Genomic DNA, 19,010 nt, shown 5'->3' on the forward strand with positions numbered 1-19,010 from the left:
TCGAGGATCTCGATGACGAGGCTCGCCGGGGCCGACGAGGCGGTGCCGTCCGAGACGCTCAGGCTGAAGACCTCGGTTTCAAGCCCAGGGCCATCGCTGGTCGGGCTGGTCAGCTCATAGCTGTAACTGGCCACCCCGGTCAGGCTGTCGTAGGCGGTGATGGTCAAGCTGCCGTTGCTGCCGGCGAACACGCTGCCCGCCAGGCTGCCCAGCGCCACGGTGGTGCCGTTGAGGGTGACGCTTTGCAAGTCGTCGAGGCCGTCGGCGTCGCTCAAACGGAAAGTGCCAGTGGCGAACTCGCCGTTGCCGGCGGCAGCCGAACCACTCGCCAGGCCGGCTTCGGAGACCTGGTCGTTGCCGCCCTCGTTACCCGGATCGACGCTGACCTGCGGCCCGTCGTTGCTGCCGGTGATGGTGAGGGTCAGGCTCGCGGTGGCGGTATCGCCATCGGCGTCCTGCATGGTGTAGCTGAAGGTCTCGCTCAGGCTTTCACCGCTGTCCAGGGCCTGCACCGCCGGGTTGGCATTATCCAGGCTGTAGCTGTAGGTACCGCTGCCGGTGTCGCTGAAGGTGCCGAAGCTGGCCGCGGTGCTGGTCCAGGACACGAAGCTGATCGGGAGGTCCACGCTCACGTCATTGTCCAGCACGTTGCCGGTGATCGCGGCGGCCGAGTCTTCGGCGATGCTGTTGCTGTCGTTGGCCGCTTCAGGCACGAAATCCGGCACAGCTGCGGGTGCGGGCTCCGATGTCCCAAGCGGTTCAGGGTCCGGAAATTCCGGCCCCCTGTTGAGCCCGGCAGTCGGGAAGCCAATCACCGGTTCAACCGAGCCGCCCACGGCATCCAGCACCACAAAGGAGTGACCGCCACCGGCATTAGCTGCACCACCTACTCTTGGGCCGGCGGCTGTGGCTTCACCCTCTAGAGTCGGGTCGACACCCGCCTCAATGGCGGCCTGCAGTTTTTCAACATCGGTGAGTTCTTGATCACTGGGAACTGCCGAAAGGGCTGCTCCGGCATGAGGCGGGGAGTCATGGCCTGCGGCAATCATTTGCTCGTCGAGCGCCAGGCTACTATCACGGCCCAGGGTCAGCTCCTGACCGTTGCGCAGGGTGACCGCGACGGCACCGGCCGCGCCCGTCACCAGCTGTTCACCCGCGAAGACACGATCACCTTCGGTAAGAGGTCGACGCGCTCCATCACCAGCTACCGCATAGACCTCGCCGACAACCTGGCTGACGACACCGATTAAAGTAGCCATGATTCCTCCCTCACTACAGCTGTCGACAACCGTCGACCGGTATTTCAAAAGGGTCAAAAGCCTTTCAAAACCGAGGGAGTGCGAAGAAATCAACTGAGAAAATGGAACGACGCGGTCACCTCAAAAAGCCATGACGTCAAAAAAATATCGCCCTAGCCAGCGTCGTACGACTCCATCAGATAAGTCCCCGCCCCTTACGCTCTAAACCGTTTTCGACCGTCTGTTTTAGCCACGCAGAAAGCCTAATCCAGCGGATAACGTGGCCCTTAGAGAAAAACAATGTGCTCGTTTTGGCAGAGTGCATAAGATTCTTTCCTCATAACCCTTGTGAGAATTTTTTCTTAGCTTCTCCATAAAGATGTTCTTAGCTTTGTTGTTAAAAGCCTGAAACGGTTTAACCGGAAATTTAGCCAAATTATTGGCGACAGGAACAAAGCATCTAAACATGGAGAAGTACCTCATGCGCGTTTTGACCCCCCTGTGGAGCAGCATGCTACTGGCCATGGCCTGCGCCCAAACTCAAGCGATGACGCTATCGCAAGCGATTCAGAGCACGGTGGATAACCATCCAGAGATTCAGGCCAGCATGAACGACCGGCTCTCCTCGGATGAAGAGGTAAAGGTCGCGAAGGGTGGTTATCTCCCGACTGTCGACGCACTCGCCGGTTATGGCCGCGAGCAAACTGACAGCCCGACTACCCGTGGGCTGGTGGGCCACAACAAGGAAACGCTGACGTATGGCACGTCCGAGCTGCGCTTGCGGCAAATGCTCTTTGACGGGTTCAACACCCCGAATGAAGTCGCGCGCACTAAAGCCGTAGTGAACTCGCGGGCTTATTTCGTTCAGGGCACCTCAGAAAGCCTGGCGTTACGCACCGTCGAGGTCTATCTGGACGTACTGAAACGCCGGGAAATGGTCGTACTGGCCAAGAACAACCTGCAGGCGCACCAACGCATCAACGACCAGATGGGTCTGCGTAGCCAGCGTGGCATAGGCAGCACGGCCGACCTTGACCAATCCCAAGCGCGCTTGGCGCTGGCGGAAAACAACCTCTACACCGAACAGGTCAACCTGGCCGATGCCGAGTCCAGCTTCTTCAGTGCCGTCGGGCGCCTGCCGGATGAACTGGAGTCGCCCACCACGATCAAGGGCGAAGTGCCCGCCGAGCTGGGTGCCGCGCGGCAGTCAGTGATGGCGAACAACCCCTTCCTGAAGTCCGCGCAAGCCGACGTGATGGCTGCCGAGAAGCAATATGAAGCGGCCAAGGCGCCGTTCTATCCACGCTTCGATGCGGAACTGGCGACTGAGGCCAATAACAACACTCAAGGCGACGAAGGCCACGACAACTCTTGGCGCGCCGGGATAGTGATGAACTACAACTTGTTTAACGGCATGCGCGACAAGGCGCGGTTGCAGTCCTCTGCCTACCAGATCAACCAGTCGATGGATATTCGCAACAATGCGCTGCGGATTATCAACGAGAACATCTCGCTGGCCTGGAACGCGATGGAAAATGCCCGTCTGCAAACCCCAAAAGCCCGCGACTATGCGAACTACACCGCTCGGGTTCGCGAGGCCTATCAACAACAGTTCAGCCTGGGGCAACGCACCCTGCTCGACTTGCTAGACAGCGAGAACGAGCTCTTCACCGCCAATCGACGCTATACCGAGGTGCGTTACACCGAGGAGTTCTCCATGTATCGGGTGATGTCGGCCATGGGCGAGTTGTTGCGTACCCAGGGGACTGTTCTTCCGGCTGAAGCGACTGCCCTGAACGAAGTGAAGAGTGAGGCCCAGCTACCGGAAATGAAGTAGTACTGGCTTAGGAGTAGTAAATCGTGACGACCATGGAACGGACAGGGCTAACCGGAGATCCTCGGCTTAGCCATGATGATCCGTTGCTAGATGGTTTGTTGATCCTCTGCAACCTGCACGGTTGCTCCGCCAGCCGTGGCAGCCTGAGTGCAGGCTTACCCATGCCCGAGCAACGGCTTAGCGCCGAGCTCCTGCCGCGGGCGGCGGCGCGGGCGGGATTGCAGGGCCGGCTGTTGCGCCGTGAACTGAGCGCCATCTCCGCACTCAATCTGCCCGTTCTGCTGTTGCTGAAAGGCGGCCGCAGCGCGGTGCTCCGCCAATGGGGGGCAAAGGATCAAGCACTGATTCTACCCAGCGAGGCGGAAGGTGGTGAGCAGTGGGTCAGCCGCGAGACACTGGCTGCCGAGTACAGTGGCCAGGCACTGTTCGCCCGCCCACGCCATGAACTGGAAGACCTGCGCAGCCCCTTGGTACCACGGGTCGAAGCCTGGTTCCGCGACACCCTCAAGCTCTCACGCTGGCTGTATACCGACGCGATTCTGGCCAGCTTGCTGATCAACGTGCTGGGCCTGATGGTGCCGCTGTTTGTCATGCAGACCTACGACCGCGTCGTCCCCAACCAGGCCACCGCGACCCTTTGGGTGCTGTCCATCGGCCTGCTGATCGGCACCCTGTTCGAACTGCTATTGCGCGTGCTGCGCGCCCATCTCCTCGATGTTGCCGGCAAGAAAACCGACGTGGTGCTCTCTGCCACACTGTTCGAGCGCATCACCGGCATGTCGATGAAAGCCCGGCCCGCCAGCGTCGGCGGCTTCGCCCAAAGCATTCATGACTTCCAGGGCCTGCGTGAATTTCTCACCGCGGTGACCCTGACCAGCATCATCGACCTGCCTTTTGCGCTGCTGATGATTGTGGTGATCGGCTTGCTCGCCGGCTGGATCGTGGTGATTCCGCTCTTGACGTTCCCGCTCACCGCCCTCTTCGCCCTGCTCATCCAGTCGCGTCTGCGCGACACCGTACAGAAGAGCCTGGCCCTCGGCGCCGAGCGTCAAGCCCTATTGATCGAAACACTCGGCGGCCTGGAAACCCTGAAAGCCTGCGGTGCCGAAAGCGAACGTCAGCACAAATGGGAAACCACCCATGGCGCGCTGACCCGCCTCGATGCGCACGCGCGCCACCTCTGCGCCCTGGCCACTAACGGCACCCTGTTCCTCCAGCAATTCTCCGGCATGGCCACCATAGTCGCCGGCGTCTACAGCATCATTGCCGGCGACCTGAGTGTCGGCGCCCTGGTGGCTTGCTACATGCTGGGCAGCCGGGTCATGGCCCCGCTTGGGCAGATAGCCGGGCTGATTACCCGCTACCAACAAGCGCAAATCACCATGAAAAGCACCGACGCGCTGATGGCCTTGCCACAGGAGCGCCAGGCCAAACAACGGCCACTGGAGCGTACCCACCTGCAAGGTGCGCTGGATGTGCAGCAGGTGAATTTCCGCTACCCAGGGCAAAGCACGCCGGCACTGACCAATGTCGGCCTGCACCTGGCGGCAGGCGAGCGCATCGGCATCATCGGCCGCAGCGGCTCAGGGAAAAGCACCCTGGCGCGACTGGTGATGGGGTTCTATACCCCGGATGAAGGCCAACTCCTACTGGATGGCCTCGACCTGCGCCAACTCGACGTCGCCGACCTGCGCCATCAGATTGGCTATGTGGCCCATGACCTGCCTCTACTCTCCGGCAGCCTGCGCGACAACCTGACCCTCGGCGCCCGCTATGTCAGCGACGCGCGCATGCTCGAAGTGGCCGAGATGACCGGGGTCAGTGAGTTGGCCCGGCAACATCCGCAAGGCTTCGACCGCCCAGTCGGTGAGCGCGGCCAACTGCTCTCCGGCGGCCAGCGTCAGGCGCTGCTACTCGCCCGCGCCCTGCTGCTCGACCCACCGATTCTGCTGCTCGACGAGCCGACCAGCGCCATGGATAACAGCAGCGAGGAGATCCTCCGTAACCGCCTGCAAGCCTGGACGCAGGGCAAGACGCTGCTGCTGATCACCCATCGCTCCTCCATGCTCAGCCTGGTGGAGCGACTGATAGTGTTGGACAACGGCCAGATTGTCGCCGACGGCCCGAAAGAGTCGGTGATCGAAGCCTTGCGCAAGGGCCGCGTTGGCCCGGCAACCGTTTAGCAGGCCGCGCATGGAACTCCCTACGTCGATTCGCGGTTACTTCGCCAGCCTGCGCCAACAGCAGCAGGACACCGAATTCATGCCGGAGGTGGACGGCGCCGCGCTGGAGGATTCGCCCTGGCTGTCACGGGTGACGCTCTGGGTGGTCGGCGCCCTCCTCCTCAGCGCACTGGTGTGGGCCAATTTCGCCGTGCTCGAGGAAGTCACGACCGGCGAAGGTAAAGCCATACCCTCCAGCAAGGTACAGGTCATCCAAAACCTAGAAGGTGGCATCGTCACGGAGATCTTCGTCCGTGAGGGGCAGGTGGTGAACAAGGGCGACAAATTACTGCGGCTGGACGACACCCGCTTCCTTTCCAACCAAGGTGAAACCGAGGCCGACCGCCTGGCCCTGGTCGCCCGCGTCGAGCGCTTGGCCGCCGAGGCCGAAGGCCGACCGATTGCCCTGTCGGAAGAAATCACCGGCAACGCGCCACAACTCGCCGAAGACGAAATGGCGCTGTATAGCTCGCGGCAAAAACGCCTGGATAGCGAACAACGCACCCTCGGCGAGCAGTTACGGCAGAAAACCCAGGAGCTGGCTGAGTTTCGCTCGAAACAGCAGCAGTACCGCTCGAGTCTGGGCCTGCTCCAGCAGGAACTGAACATGTCCGAACCGCTGGTCGCCAGCGGCGCCATCTCCCCGGTGGAAATTCTCCGGCTGCGCCGCAGTGCCGTCGAGATACGCGGCTCGATGGACGCCACCACCCTGGCGATTCCACGCGCCGAGGCGGCCATCAACGAAATCAAAAGCAAGATCGAGGAGTCCGAACTGGCGTTTCGTTCCGACGCCGCCAAAGAGCTCAATGAAAAACGCACCGAGCTGCAAAAGATCACCGCCACCAGCGTCGCCATTCAGGATCGGGTCAGCCGCACCACCGTCCTTTCCCCGGTGCGTGGCATCATCAAACAGCTGAAGATCAACACCATCGGCGGCGTGGTGCAGCCGGGCAGCGACATGCTGGAAATCGTCCCACTGGAAGACAACCTGCTGATCGAGGCCCGCGTGCGCCCGCAAGACGTGGCTTTTCTCCACCCGGGCCAGAGCGCCATGGTCAAGTTCACCGCCTATGACTACACCATCTACGGCGGGATGAAGGCCAAGCTCGAACTGATTGGCGCCGATACCGTGACCGACGACAAGGACAACAGCTTCTACCTGATCCAGGTGCGCACCGATAAGAACCATCTGGGTCAGGATGATCATCCCCTGCTGATCATCCCCGGCATGGTCGCCACGGTGGACATCATCACCGGCGAGAAAAGCGTGTTGGACTACCTGCTCAAGCCAGTACTCAAAGCCCGCGCCGAGGCCATGCGCGAGCGCTGATTCGCTTACCTATCGCGGCATCTGTAGGCTGGGTAGAGCCGTTTTTGGCGAAACCCAGCCTACGGTCTATAGCCTCCCCGGCCTAAACCGCTAAACGCTATCCGCACCATGATTGCGTCTAAACGTCTCCGCCCCCATCGCTTCAATCTGCCCCTCGATCAATGCTTCGAACGGCCGCAGCAACTCCGCAAAACTAGCCGGCGCCTCGATGATCTCCAACGCCTGCACAATCGCCTCGATAGTCGACAAAGCACCGGCCATCGGCGCCTTGCGCAGACGGTAGCGTGAGGCACAGCCCTCCGGCAGTGTCATTCGTGGCAGAGCTGCTAACGCTGGGTTGAGGTACAGCAGTTTGCTGGCTTTGCGCCAGGTGCCATCCGGCACCACCAGCAGTAACGGCAAGCCCTCACGCGCAGCGGCGTACTCGCTCAGCGGCTGTGCGGGCTCGCCGGGAAACAGTAGGCAGGCTTGATACCCCGGCTGCTCCAGCAAGACCGCTAAATCGCCGAACACTTCGCCCACCACCAGCTCGGCATTGTTCAACCCCAAGGCCGCCAGCCGCGCGGTATTCAAGGCATGCCTGACCTCGCTCGGATGCTGCAGGATCAGCACACGGGTACGGCTATTCAGGGATGGAATCAGCGGGCATAGACAATGGCTGGTAGGTCGTGAACAGCGGGGACATTGCGGACGGGACATGCAGGGCTCTCCTCGGCGCGCAGTGTGCCACTCAAATGGACTGAGCGCCCGGCCTTAGCAGGCCGTTGAAAAAGGTAGCGAGCGACGGCTAGGCAAGGCAAGGCAAGGCAAGGCAAGGCGAAATCAGCCGAAAAAGCGCAGTTTACGTGCTGTAAATGAGCATTTTTAGGCTGATTTCAACGCCGCATAGCCTAGTGCAGTAGTTTTTCAACGGCCTGTTAGATCGCCCCTCAACGCTGATTGAGTTGGGCCTTGAGCAGATCGCGGAAAGTCTGGAGCAGCGGCTCGCGGGAGCGCCCGCGGCGCAGCGTCAGCGAGAACGGTGCCTGATAGCCGAAAGTCGTCGGCAGCAAGGCGCGGAGGCGGCCCTGTTCGACCCAGGACTGTGCGTAATGCTCGGGCAGATAACCGATGTAAGCGCCGGACAGCACCAGGATCAACTGCGCCTCCATACTCTCCACCGTTGCCGCGCTGTGCTTGAAACCGTGCCGCGCCAGCTCCGCCTGGCTCCAATATCCGCGACCGACCATGCGTTGCTGGGTGATGACTTCCGCCGGAATCCGCCGCTCGGCAAATAAGGAGTGGCGGTCACTGCAATACAGCCAATGTTGCTCACGGTACAGCGGCTGATAAACCAGACCGTTCATCCGCGTCGAGAAGGCCCCGATGGCCAGGTCCAGGCGGTTGTCCAGCACCCCCAGTTGCAACTCGTAAGGGCTCATCACCGATAGATGGAGGTGCACCGCCGGGTGCTCTTCACTGTAGGCGCCGATGGCCTCGGCCAAGGGCAGCGACGGGTCGCTGACGGTGGAGTCGAGCACGCCCAGATTAAGCGTGCCGCGTAGCTCGCCCTTGAGCGCCGCCGCATAGCGCTCGAAACCTTCCATCTCACCGAGCAAACGCAAGGTTTCCTGGAAGAACAGCTCGCCCTTGCTGGTCAGGCTGAACCCCCCACGGCCGCGATGGCACAGGCTGAGGCCGAGCTGGCCTTCCAACTGGCTCATATAGGTACTGATCGCCGAGGTCGACAGGTTCAGCTCCTGTTGCGCCGCCGCGAAGCCCTGGTGGCGCACCACGCTGACGAAGATCCGCAGCAGTTTCAGGTCGGGGAGGACTTGGCTCATCGGGGCTCCACGGCAGGGGCGAATGGGTTCCGTAGGAGCGGGCCATGCCCGCGATGCTTGATCTTCGCGGGCATGGCCCGCTCCTACAAAAAAGCCAGTCTACCCAGCGGCCGTTAGTTTAGAAATCTCTGAACTAAGTATTTGCCACCAGCGATTTTTCCCGCCGGCTGCCCTGAGCAGAATCCGCCCAACTCCTACAACCACAACAACCTCGAGGCCACCCCGTGGACAAGATCCTCCATCAGCCCCTGGGCGGTAACGAAATGCCCCGTTTCGGCGGCATCGCCACCATGATGCGCCTGCCACATATCCAGGCTCCCGCCGAACTCGACGCGCTGGATGCCGCCTTTGTCGGTGTGCCCCTGGACATCGGCACCTCCCTGCGCCCCGGCACCCGCTTCGGCCCCCGTGAAATCCGCGTCGAATCGGTGATGATCCGCCCGTACAACATGGCCACCGGCGCCGCACCGTTCGACTCGCTGAACGTCGCCGATATCGGCGACGTGGCGATCAACACCTTCAACCTGCTGGACGCCGTACGCATCATCGAGGAGGAATACGACCGCATCCTCGGCCACGGCATCCTGCCGCTGACCCTCGGTGGTGACCACACCATCACCCTGCCGATCCTGCGGGCGATCAAGAAGAAGCACGGCAAGGTCGGCCTGGTGCATATCGACGCCCACGCCGATGTCAACGACCACATGTTCGGCGAGAAAATCGCCCACGGCACCACCTTCCGCCGCGCGGTGGAAGAAGACCTGCTGGACTGCGACCGCGTCGTGCAGATCGGCCTGCGTGCCCAGGGCTACACCAGCGAGGACTTCAACTGGAGCCGCAAACAGGGCTTTCGCGTAGTCCAGGCCGAAGAGTGCTGGCACAAGTCGCTGGCACCGCTGATGGCCGAAGTGCGCGAGAAAGTCGGCGGCGGCCCGGTCTATCTGAGCTTCGATATCGACGGCATCGACCCCGCCTGGGCACCCGGCACCGGCACCCCGGAAATCGGCGGCCTGACCACCATCCAAGCGATCGAGATCATCCGCGGCTGCCAGGGCCTGGATCTGATCGGTTGCGACGTGGTGGAAGTTTCCCCGCCCTACGACACCAGCGGCAACACCTCGCTGCTCGGCGCCAACCTGCTGTACGAAATGCTCTGCGTGCTGCCGGGTGTGCAGCACCGATGAGCAGCCAACAAGTACTCGAGGCTGCCCGCCAGTTGGTGGCAGCCTTCGCCAGCAATGACACCCAAGCCTACTTCGCGGCCTTCAGCGAAGACGCCAGCTTCGTCTTCCATACCTGCGAACAGCCGCTGCTCTCGCGTGCGGCCTATCGCGAGCTGTGGGAAAGCTGGCAGCGCGAGGGTTTCGAGGTGCTCGCCTGCACCTCGAGCAATCAATTTGTCAGCCTGCAGGGCGATGTCGCGATTTTTATCCACGACGTCAGCACCCGGCTACGCATTCAGGGCAGCGAAAGCCTGAGTCTGGAGCGCGAGACCATCGTCTTTCGCCAGCAACCACAAGCGGGCCGTTGGCTGGCCTGTCACGAGCACTTGTCGGCAATGCCGGAGCACCGGCCATCGACCTGATCTGCTGAATCGCTCCCGGGAGGGAAATCATGCATAACAAAAATAAAGAGCAAGCCATTACCCAGATCGAAACCTTCGGCGTCGAACAGATTCCCGACGCCGAACGCAACGCCAAACCGATCGACCTGTTTCGCCTGATCTTCGGCGGTGCCAACACCTTCGCCACCGCCGTGCTCGGCAGTTTCCCGGTACTCTTCGGCCTCTCGTTCCAGGCCGGGGTCTGGGCGATCCTGCTCGGCGTACTGGTCGGCTCGATCATCCTCGCGCCAATGGGCCTGTTCGGCCCGCTCAACGGCAGCAACAACGCGGTCTCTTCCGGTGCGCACTTCGGCGTGCACGGGCGGATCGTCGGCTCCTTCCTGTCGCTGCTCACCGCCATCGCCTTCTTCTCGCTGTCGGTGTGGAGTTCGGGCGATGCCCTGGTCGGCGGCGCCAAGCGCCTGATCGGCCTGCCGGAAACCGACCTGACCCTGGGCCTGGCCTACGGCCTGTTCGCCATTCTGGTGCTGACCGTGTGCATCTACGGTTTCCGCTTCATGCTCTGGGTCAATAAGATTGCGGTGTGGGCCGCCAGCCTGCTGTTCCTGCTCGGCATCTTCGCCTTCGCCGGGCCGTTCGACGCCAACTTCGCCGGTAGCGTGAACCTGGGCGCCGAAGGCTTCTGGGCCGCCTTCATCGGCGCCACCCTGCTGGCGATGAGCAACCCGGTGTCGTTCGGCGCCTTCCTCGGCGACTGGTCGCGCTACATCCCGCGGCAGACCTCCAAGGGCCGGATCATGCTGGCGGTGATCGCAGCGCAGATCGCCACCCTGATCCCGTTCTTCTTCGGCCTGGTCACCGCCACCATAGTGGCGGCCAACGCGCCGGACTACATCGCCGCGAACAACTATGTCGGCGGCCTGCTCGCCGTGTCGCCGAGCTGGTTCTTCCTGCCGGTGTGCCTGATCGCGGTGATCGGCGGCATGTCCACCGGCACCACCGCGCTCTATGGCACCGGCCTGGACATGTCCAGCGTATTTCCACGGGTGCTCAGCCGGGTCAAAGCCACGTTGCTGATCGGCGTGCTGTCGATCGGTTTCATCTTCATCGGCCGCTTCGCCTTCAACCTGGTGCAGAGCGTGTCGACCTTCGCCGTGCTGATCATCACCTGCACCAGCCCGTGGATGGTGATCATGATCCTCGGCCTGATCATTCGCCGCGGCTTCTACTGCCCGGATGATCTGCAAGTCTTCACCCGCGGCGAAACCGGCGGCCGCTACTGGTTCACCCACGGCTGGAACTGGCGCGGCATGGGTGCCTGGATTCCCAGCGCACTGATCGGCCTGTGCTTCGTCAACCTGCCAGGACAGTTCGTCGGCCCGCTGGGTGAACTGGCCGGCGGTATCGATATCAGCCTGCCCGTCACCCTCGGCCTGGCATCCCTGCTTTACCTGGTACTGCTGAGCCTGTTCCCGGAACCCGCCGAGGTGTACGGCCCCCAAGGGCCGCGCTGGATCGGCAGCCGCAAGACCAGCCAGCAACTAAGCTCCAAAAGCTCCCCCGAAGCTGCATAACAACAAACGGCTTTACTTTGCTATTGCCAATAACCGCTGCACCAAGCCCGCTAAAGGAGTTACCGATGCGCACTCGTCCCACTCACCTGATTGCCCTGCTGGGCCTGCTTGTCACAGCGCTGTGCCCGACCCTGCAGGCTGCTGAAAGCAAGCCGTCGTTCCTCAGTTCCGGCAGCTTCCAGGTCTGCTCCGATCCGACCTTCCCGCCGCTGGAGTTCTTCGAGAAGTCCGGCGACCGCGAGCCCAGCGGCTTCGACGCCGACCTGATCCGCGCCCTGGCCAAACACTGGGGGGTGCAAGCCCGCTTCATCGTCACCGAGTTCACCGGCCTGCTGCCGGGCCTGGAGTCCAAGCGTTGCGATGTGGTGATCAGCGGTACCTTGATCACCCCCGAGCGCACCCAGAAGCTTAACGCCGTGCCCTACCTGGCCAGCGCCACCATCGTCTTCGGCGGTGGTAAGAGCGACCTCAAACTGAACTCGCTGGATGATCTTTCCGGCAAGGTCGTCGCGGTGCAGTCCGGCACCCGTTATGTGGCGATCATGGAGAAGCTCAACGCGCAGCTGACGGCCGCCGGTAAGATTCCAGCCACCCTGCAAACCTACCCCAAGGGCAGCGACGTAGCCCAGCAAGTGCTGGTCGGCCGCGCCGCCGCCGGGCTGTCCCAGGACACCGAAATCGCCTACCGCGAACTGCAGACACCGGGTCAGTTCAAGACCCTCTACAGCTTCCCGGAAAAGGACATTTTCGGTGCCTATATGCGCCCGAACCCAGCGGACAAGCAGGCCGTCCAGGACGCCGTGAAGGCGCTCAAGGCCGACGGTACGCTGAAGGCTATCAGCGAGAAGTGGAAGCTCGATCCGGCCAACGTGGAAACCGCCGGGCAGTGATGCCGGCTTGACACTAAAGCCGTGCCAGCTGCGCCTACGCCAACCGGCGGCGTAGGCCAGCACGGCGCCGGACAGGCGCGTTGCCCTGCGAACCAGGGCGACGCCCTATACAACCGCTCCCTTCACCAAAGGACACGCTCATGCACTTCGATGTAGCCGTCTTCTGGGACGCCCTGACGTCCTACCCGTTCTTCAAGGGCGCCTGCATCACCCTGGTGCTGGCGCTGCTCGCCCACTCGGTCGGCATCGCCCTGTCGGTACCCGCCGCACTGGCGCTGGATGGCCCGAATAACCCGGCGCGCACGCTGCTGCGCGGCGTCCTCAGCGTATTTCGTGGTGCCCCCACCCTGCTGCAGTTGCTGTTCGTCTGGAATGCCCTGCCGCAATTCTTCCCGATTTTCCGCGAGGCTTGGTTCACCCCCTTCTTCGCCGCCTGGATCGCCCTCAGCATCAACGAGGCGGCCTATCAGGTGGAGATCAACCGCGGTGCACTGAAAGCCTTGGACAAGGGCCAGTACGCCGCCGGTCATGCGCTGGGCCTGTCGCGCTGGCAGATCTTCCGCTACATCACCCTGCCGCAGGCGGCGCGTATCGCTATTCCGCCGACCGCCAACGAGTTCATCACCCTGCTCAAGATCACCTCATTGGCCTCGGTGATCTCCCTGCAGGAACTGATGGCGGTGACCTCGCAAACGGTCTCCACCACCTTCCAGTTCTCCGAGTACTACGCGGTGGCGCTGGTCTACTACCTGGTCATGGTCTACACCCTGACCTGGCTGCAACTGCGCCTGGAACGTCGCCTGTCCTGGGACCACGTGAGCGCCGGCGCTAAGAGTGTCGGCCTGCTGCAACGCACCCTCGCCCGTATGCGGCGCATCTGAGGAGCTCGCCATGAACGAAATCATCCGTCTGGAAAACGTCGGCAAACGCTACGACGACTTTCAAGTGCTGCAAGGCATCAACCTCTCGGTCAGCCAGGGCGAGAAGATCGTCATCTGCGGTCCATCCGGCTCCGGCAAATCGACCCTGATCCGCTGCATAAACCGCCTGTCGCCGCACGACACCGGCACCATCACCGTGGAAAATCAGGACGTGTCGAGCAAGCACGGCAGCGCCAATGTGCGCCGTGAGGTCGGCATGGTGTTCCAGAACTTCAACCTGTTCCCGCACCTGACGGTGCTGGAGAACTGCACCCTGGCGCCGATGAAGGTCCGCGGCCTGTCGCACGCGGCGGCCGAGGAGCAGGCCCTGCGCTACCTGAACCGCGTGCATATCGGCTCCCAGGCGCACAAGAAACCCGGCCAGCTCTCCGGCGGCCAACAGCAACGCGTGGCCATCGCCCGGGCGCTGTGCATGAACCCCAAGGTGATGCTGTTCGATGAACCGACCTCGGCGCTCGACCCGGAAATGGTCGGCGAGGTACTCGATGTGATGACCGAACTGGCCCTGGAGGGCATGACCATGCTCTGCGTCACCCACGAGATGGGGTTCGCCCGCAAGGTCGCCGACCGCGTGGTGTTCATGGACGCCGGCCAAATCGTCGAGACCGCCACCCCGGCCGAGTTCTTCGACCACCCGAAACATGCCCGCACCCGCGCCTTTCTCTCACAGATCAGCCACTGATTGCGGCCCATGCACATACCGACCGAAGCCACCCTGCGCCGCGACCTGGCTGCAGCCTACCGCCTGGCCGCCCTATTCGGCTGGGACGACACCCTCTACACGCATTTCTCGGTGCGCCTGCCGGGCCGCGAGCCGCGCTTTTTGATCAACCCCTTCGGCCTGCTGTTCGAGGAGGTGCGCGCCAGCGACCTGATAGTCGTCGACCTGCACGGCCAGGTGCTCGACGGCAATGCCGACTACAACGTCGCCGGCTTCACCATCCACAGCGCCATGCACATGGCGCGTGAGGATGCGCACTGCGTGATCCATACCCACACGCTCGCCGGCATGGCGGTGGCCGCGACGGACGCTGGCCTGGCGCAGCTGAACCAGATCAGTGCCGAGTTCTACCAGCGGGTCGGTTACCACGACTACGAAGGCATTGCCCTCGACCTCGGCGAGCGCGAGCGCCTGGTCGCCTCGCTCGCCGACAACATCGCGCTGATCCTGCGCCATCACGGTCTGCTCAGTGTCGGCGCCAGCGTCGCCGATGCCTTCTACGTCATGTATTACCTGAACAAGGCCTGCGAGATCCAGCTGAGCGCCGCAGCGCTGCAAGGCGTGCGGGAGATGCCGGGCAAACTCAGCCAGCACGCCTGCGAACAATTCCAGGGCGCCGAGTGGCAACGCCAGCTGCTCTGGGAGGCCTGGCTGCGCAAGCTCGAGCGCCTCGACCCGGCTTATAAAAACTGAGGCCCCGAGCACTCGCAGAACATCCGCACAGCAGAACATCCGCAAAACACCCGCTGGAACCTTTACCAATGGCGCAGTGTGGGCAATAGCGCGCCGCAACTGTAGGTAGCAAGCTGGCGGAAGACTTTAGCGGCTGGGCGCATTAGCGCCAGTTGTTCGACAACATCTTGGTCGTGCTGCCCGAGGCGCGCTTCGTCGGCGACTCGACCCAGACCCTCTACGGCGGCAACCATCTGCTCGACCTGGACGGCCCACGCCGTTGGTTAAACTCCTCCACCGGCTATGGCACCCGCGGCTAAGGCCTGCCGGCCGCGGCTGATCGAGGTGCGCGAAGAAGCGCCCTTCCACCCCTAAGGGTTCGGATAGCGCGGGGGAGTTTCAGTTACACGCAGCCCCGCCGGCTATTGACTGCCTGCGGGCAACTGCGTGATCCGATCGGAGTTAGGCACTCAACGCCGACGCTGCTTGACCAGACGGCGTTGCTCATCACTGTGGATAGGAATTGGTTGCAGGCGTGGCGGCGCAATCAAACCAAACGCGACAGACAGTTTCCACGCCAAAGTACGTAGCCAAATTTTCATCGTAAGTCCCTCTCTAAACAGCGAGCGAGTCGGGCAGTCGATTGTTTCTGCACCCTCCCCTCGGAACCACTGATCCAGCACATCGACCTCAGGTCGCGGCAAGATCTTCCTTCGCTTGCAAAAACAGCCCTTGCGGTGACGCTCTAGGCTGATCTGGATCACTCCACGGCTCTTTCCCCGGATTGAGCCGCTAACAGCCCAATCCACCCTTTCAGATTGGCACCAAGCATGCCCTTGCGCCACATCAGCCAGGTACTGGCCCGGGCAAAATGCGTGGGCAACCGATGTACGGTCACGCCCTCGCGCTCCGGCAGGCTGTCGAGCAGCACCAGCGCCACCCCGCCGCCGACCATCACGCAGGCGAGCCTGCCTGGCGTGACCGCTCAGAACCAGCGCCGAGGTTACCAGGCGCAAACCGATACCGAAGACGCCAAAGACGTCGGTTTCGGCAAGCGCCCAATTAGTCAGCCAGGCAGGCGGGCTGACAACTCAGCTCAGCTGTTCCTTGCGCCGGTAAGGAAACACGTCGATCACCTTGCCGGCACGAATCGCCTCCTGCAGCCCCTGCCAGTATTCGGCTTGATACAGATCGCCGTGCAGTTGGCTGAAAAGCCGGCGTTGGCCCATGTCGGCGAACAGGAACGGCGGGAACTCCTCCGGGAACACATCCAGCGGGCCGATCGAATACCAGGGCTCGGAGGCCATTTCGTCTTCCGGGTAGCGCGGCGGCGGAATGCGGCGGAAGTTCGCCTCGGTCAGCTGGCAGATTTCATCGTAGTCGTAGAACACCACGCGGCCATGGCGGGTGACGCCGAAGTTCTTCAGCAGCATGTCACCGGGGAAGATATTCGCCGCCGCCAGTTGCTTGATCGCCAGCCCGTAATCCTCCAGCGCCTCGAGCACCTGCGCCGCGTTGGCGTGCTCCAGATAGATGTTCAGCGGGGTCATCCGCCGCTCCGTCCAGCAGTGGCGGATCAGCACGGTATCGCCCTCCAGTTCGACGGTGGCCGCCGCCACTTCCAGCAGCTCGGCCAGGCATTCCGGCTCGAACTTGGCTTTCGGGAAGCGGAAGTCGGCGAACTCCTGGGTATCGGCCATGCGCCCGACGCGATCGACACTTTTGACCATGCGGTACTTCTCGATCACCGTGGCGCGGTCGACGTTCTTCGACGGCGAGAAGCGGTCCTTGATGATCTTGAACACCGTATTGAAGCCCGGCAGGGTAAACACGCTCATGACCATGCCGCGCACGCCGGGGGCCATGATGAAGCGGTCGTCGGTATTCGCCAGGTGGTTGATCAGCGCCCGGTAGAACTCCGACTTGCCGTGCTTGTAGAAGCCGATCGAGGTGTACAGCTCGGCAATGTGCTTACCCGGCAGGATGCGCTTGAGGAAGCCGACGAACTCCGCCGGAATCGCCACATCGACCATGAAGTAGGAACGGGTGAAGGAGAAGATGATCGACACCTCCGCCTCGTCGGTGATCAACGCATCGATCTGCACGCCCTGCCCTTCGCGGTGCAACAGCGGGATCACCAGCGGCCACTGCTCGTCGCGGGTGTAGATGCGCCCGACCAGATAGGCCCCCTTGTTGCGATAGAGCACCGAGGAGAACAGCTCGATGCACAACTCCGGGTCTTTGCAGACCCAGTCCGGCAGGCTGGTACGCAATTGCGTTTCCAGGCGCCGCAGGTCACGCGGCAGGTCTTCATAGGGCACGCCGAAGCGGTAGTCGGCGAACACCTGCTCGAGCATGCCACCCAGGTTGACCTGCGGCAGGTAACTGCGGGTTTGCGCAGCACGCTCATGGCTGCGCAGCGACGGCCGCGTGGTGTGGATAAACATGCAGCCGTCGCTGATGCAGTCATGGCTGAACAGCCCGCAGAAGATCGAGTTGAACCAGGTTTCCGCCAGTTCGTCGTCGAAACGGCTGTCGATCAGGTTGATATAGGCACTCTTCACCAAGGGCCAGAGCTGCACATCCAGCAGCACCTCGGCGCTGATCGCCTGGTGCAGGCGCGCGCCGACCTCGCTGACTTTCTCCTCATACAGATTGATCCGCGCGGCCGAGGCCTGCTGCGTCTCCGGCCACTGCGCCTGCTCGAAACGCGCCCGCGCGCCATCGGTGATCTGGCGGAAGTGCTCGCGGTAGTCGTCGAAGCCGTCGAGGATCAAACGGGCGATATCGGCGGCCGGCCATTGCTGTGGCATAAGGAAGACTCTGCTGGGAAACGAAAGCCGAGCTTAGCCAGTGACCGAGCCGAGGGAAAGCGTTCTCAGCCGATCCCACGCGCATGCAAATGGTTCTCCAGGCATTCGATGAACGCCTTGACCTTGCGCGTGCTGCGTCGATGGGCGAGGTAGAGCACATGCACCCAGGGGCCGAAGGCATCGGGCTCCAGCCAGTACTCCGGGAGCAGCGGCACCAGTTGCCAGATAGGATGCCGCGCTCCACCGCGGACAGAACTGCAGGCCCTGGCCGGCCAGCAGGTGCGCCAACAGGAAGTCATAATTGTCGCTGGCCAGGCGCGGCGCGGGTTGCTCGATGCGCAGACGTTGCTCGCCCAACCTCAGCCACCAGTAATTGCGGTTCAACGCGGGGTGCCGGTAAATCAGCCAGTCGTGCCGGGCAAAGGTCTCCGGCAGCACCGGGAGCGGGTTGCGTTGCAGATAGCCCGGGCTGGCGCACAGCAGGATACGGTTCTCGGTAAGCGGCCCGGCAGATCGCTGGGGTCCTCGCGCAGGGTCAGGTTGCAAAATTGCGTCTCACTTGACCACCGGTTTGCATAGCCCCCTGACCAAGCATTTGCATACGGGATGACCGCTTCCGCTAGCCCCCCACCGGCTCATTTCGACCCAAGCGGACGATGAGAGGTTGACTAAAAGGTGGCTGGTACCAGCAACTTGGCGGAGACAGCTTTGAACAACCATAAGCAGGCAGTGTTGCCCAACCGAAGATCGGCAGAACAGCACATAGCGGTTCTGCCAATCGCTCACGGAAGTATTTAGCCTTGAAGCGCCGTCATAAGGACTTGCACCAACTGACCACCTTCCGGCGTAGCCCAGCTTCCGGCGAGTTCTGCAATCAGCTGGTTGGTGGTGGTCAGCGTCACGCCGCCTTTATCCATCCGGCGCAGGGCAATGTCATCGGCCATTACACTAGGTGAGCCACCACCATCGGCAACCACCTGAACTTCATACCCCTCGCGCACCAGACTCAGCGCCGGATACACCGTGCAGACGTCATTGGTGACACCGGCAATGATTAGCTTCTTCCGGCCTGTAGCCTTGACGGCGGCGGCGAAGTTTTCATCGTCCATGGCGTTGACGATACCCAAGCGTTTGACGCGGGAAGCGAATTCGGCAGGGAGGATCTGCTCCAGTTCACTCAGCAGTGGCCCCTGAGCGTACTCCTCCATGCTGGAGGTCAGTACCACCGGAAGCTTCAGAATGCTTGCCGCCTTTGCGAGCATTAGAGCGTTGCGTTTCAGCTCTTCGAAAGGAATGGATTTCACCCATCCCATAGTCCCCACCTGGTGATCAATCAACAGCAGGGCGGCATTGTCGGCACTGAATTTTTCGTACGTCATGATGAT

Annotated in this window: 17 protein-coding genes and 2 pseudogenes; 11 read left to right on the forward strand and 8 right to left on the reverse strand. The window is 62.2% G+C overall.

Annotated features, from left to right (window positions below):
• On the reverse strand, nucleotides 1-1,259 hold a 1,259-nt coding region (locus FFS12_RS09080; protein ID WP_171011847.1), incomplete at its 3' end, for a retention module-containing protein.
• 460 nt (nucleotides 1,260-1,719) lie between these two features.
• Here FFS12_RS09080 and FFS12_RS09085 point away from each other — a divergent pair.
• From FFS12_RS09085 to FFS12_RS09095, 3 genes are read left to right on the forward strand one after another with little or no spacing between them, the layout of a single operon-like run.
• A complete protein-coding gene (locus FFS12_RS09085; protein WP_137886550.1) occupies nucleotides 1,720-3,075 on the forward strand; it encodes a TolC family outer membrane protein in 1,356 nt (451 codons plus the stop codon).
• A gap of 23 nt (nucleotides 3,076-3,098) precedes the next feature.
• Complete coding sequence (locus FFS12_RS09090) at nucleotides 3,099-5,258, forward strand: type I secretion system permease/ATPase (RefSeq protein ID WP_137886551.1); 2,160 nt, start codon at nucleotides 3,099-3,101, stop codon at nucleotides 5,256-5,258.
• A gap of 10 nt (nucleotides 5,259-5,268) precedes the next feature.
• Nucleotides 5,269-6,627: an HlyD family type I secretion periplasmic adaptor subunit gene (locus tag FFS12_RS09095; protein ID WP_137886552.1), complete on the forward strand. Its 1,359-nt coding sequence runs from the start codon at nucleotides 5,269-5,271 to the stop codon at nucleotides 6,625-6,627.
• A 90-nt stretch (nucleotides 6,628-6,717) separates the two neighbouring features.
• On the opposite strand, the gene FFS12_RS09100 is transcribed toward FFS12_RS09095, so the two are convergent.
• Nucleotides 6,718-7,326 carry a tRNA-uridine aminocarboxypropyltransferase gene (locus tag FFS12_RS09100; RefSeq protein WP_137886553.1) on the reverse strand — a complete coding sequence of 203 codons (609 nt, stop codon included), beginning with the start codon at nucleotides 7,324-7,326 and terminating at the stop codon, nucleotides 6,718-6,720.
• Between the two features lie 230 nt (nucleotides 7,327-7,556).
• The gene (locus FFS12_RS09105) at nucleotides 7,557-8,450 is read right to left on the reverse strand and encodes a LysR family transcriptional regulator (RefSeq protein WP_137820281.1); all 894 of its coding nucleotides are present in this window, start codon (nucleotides 8,448-8,450) and stop codon (nucleotides 7,557-7,559) included.
• A gap of 224 nt (nucleotides 8,451-8,674) precedes the next feature.
• Here FFS12_RS09105 and speB point away from each other — a divergent pair, with 224 nt between their 5' ends.
• The 8 genes and pseudogenes from speB to FFS12_RS09145 form a co-directional block, all read left to right on the forward strand.
• Complete coding sequence (gene speB / locus FFS12_RS09110) at nucleotides 8,675-9,634, forward strand: agmatinase (RefSeq protein ID WP_137886554.1); 960 nt, start codon at nucleotides 8,675-8,677, stop codon at nucleotides 9,632-9,634.
• Nucleotides 9,631-10,035 carry a nuclear transport factor 2 family protein gene (locus FFS12_RS09115; RefSeq protein WP_137886555.1) on the forward strand — a complete coding sequence of 135 codons (405 nt, stop codon included), beginning with the start codon at nucleotides 9,631-9,633 and terminating at the stop codon, nucleotides 10,033-10,035. The genes speB and FFS12_RS09115 overlap by 4 nt, the downstream gene beginning before the upstream one ends.
• A 29-nt stretch (nucleotides 10,036-10,064) precedes the next feature.
• The gene (locus FFS12_RS09120) at nucleotides 10,065-11,588 is read left to right on the forward strand and encodes a cytosine permease (RefSeq protein ID WP_137886556.1); all 1,524 of its coding nucleotides are present in this window, start codon (nucleotides 10,065-10,067) and stop codon (nucleotides 11,586-11,588) included.
• Between the two features lie 65 nt (nucleotides 11,589-11,653).
• Nucleotides 11,654-12,478, forward strand: coding sequence for an ABC transporter substrate-binding protein (locus tag FFS12_RS09125; protein WP_137886557.1), 825 nt, complete (start codon nucleotides 11,654-11,656; stop codon nucleotides 12,476-12,478).
• Between the two features lie 140 nt (nucleotides 12,479-12,618).
• Nucleotides 12,619-13,359, forward strand: coding sequence for an amino acid ABC transporter permease (locus tag FFS12_RS09130; protein WP_137886558.1), 741 nt, complete (start codon nucleotides 12,619-12,621; stop codon nucleotides 13,357-13,359).
• 10 nt (nucleotides 13,360-13,369) lie between these two features.
• Nucleotides 13,370-14,101, forward strand: a complete 732-nt coding sequence (locus tag FFS12_RS09135; RefSeq protein WP_137886559.1) for an amino acid ABC transporter ATP-binding protein — start codon at nucleotides 13,370-13,372, stop codon at nucleotides 14,099-14,101.
• A 9-nt stretch (nucleotides 14,102-14,110) separates the two neighbouring features.
• Nucleotides 14,111-14,833: a class II aldolase/adducin family protein gene (locus FFS12_RS09140; RefSeq protein ID WP_218568969.1), complete on the forward strand. Its 723-nt coding sequence runs from the start codon at nucleotides 14,111-14,113 to the stop codon at nucleotides 14,831-14,833.
• An 89-nt stretch (nucleotides 14,834-14,922) separates the two neighbouring features.
• Nucleotides 14,923-15,129: pseudogene (locus FFS12_RS09145) on the forward strand (hypothetical protein); the annotation flags it as partial.
• Between the two features lie 153 nt (nucleotides 15,130-15,282).
• On the opposite strand, the gene FFS12_RS20370 reads toward FFS12_RS09145, so the two are convergent.
• From FFS12_RS20370 to FFS12_RS09170, 5 genes and pseudogenes are all read right to left on the reverse strand, one after another.
• On the reverse strand, nucleotides 15,283-15,414 hold the full coding sequence (locus FFS12_RS20370) for a PA1414 family protein (protein ID WP_305955920.1): 132 nt from the start codon (nucleotides 15,412-15,414) through the stop codon (nucleotides 15,283-15,285).
• Between the two features lie 158 nt (nucleotides 15,415-15,572).
• Nucleotides 15,573-15,785, reverse strand: a pseudogene (locus FFS12_RS09155) (LysR family transcriptional regulator); the annotation flags it as partial.
• A gap of 118 nt (nucleotides 15,786-15,903) precedes the next feature.
• Nucleotides 15,904-17,625 carry a bifunctional isocitrate dehydrogenase kinase/phosphatase gene (gene aceK / locus FFS12_RS09160; protein ID WP_137886561.1) on the reverse strand — a complete coding sequence of 574 codons (1,722 nt, stop codon included), beginning with the start codon at nucleotides 17,623-17,625 and terminating at the stop codon, nucleotides 15,904-15,906.
• Between the two features lie 33 nt (nucleotides 17,626-17,658).
• On the reverse strand, nucleotides 17,659-18,171 hold the full coding sequence (locus tag FFS12_RS09165) for a LysR substrate-binding domain-containing protein (RefSeq protein WP_171011848.1): 513 nt from the start codon (nucleotides 18,169-18,171) through the stop codon (nucleotides 17,659-17,661).
• A 248-nt stretch (nucleotides 18,172-18,419) separates the two neighbouring features.
• The gene (locus FFS12_RS09170) at nucleotides 18,420-19,004 is read right to left on the reverse strand and encodes an isochorismatase family protein (protein ID WP_137886562.1); all 585 of its coding nucleotides are present in this window, start codon (nucleotides 19,002-19,004) and stop codon (nucleotides 18,420-18,422) included.
• Nucleotides 19,005-19,010 lie beyond the last annotated feature (6 nt).

The sequence above is a fragment of the Pseudomonas sp. 2FE genome, assembly GCF_005503735.1.
Taxonomy (GTDB): domain Bacteria; phylum Pseudomonadota; class Gammaproteobacteria; order Pseudomonadales; family Pseudomonadaceae; genus Aquipseudomonas.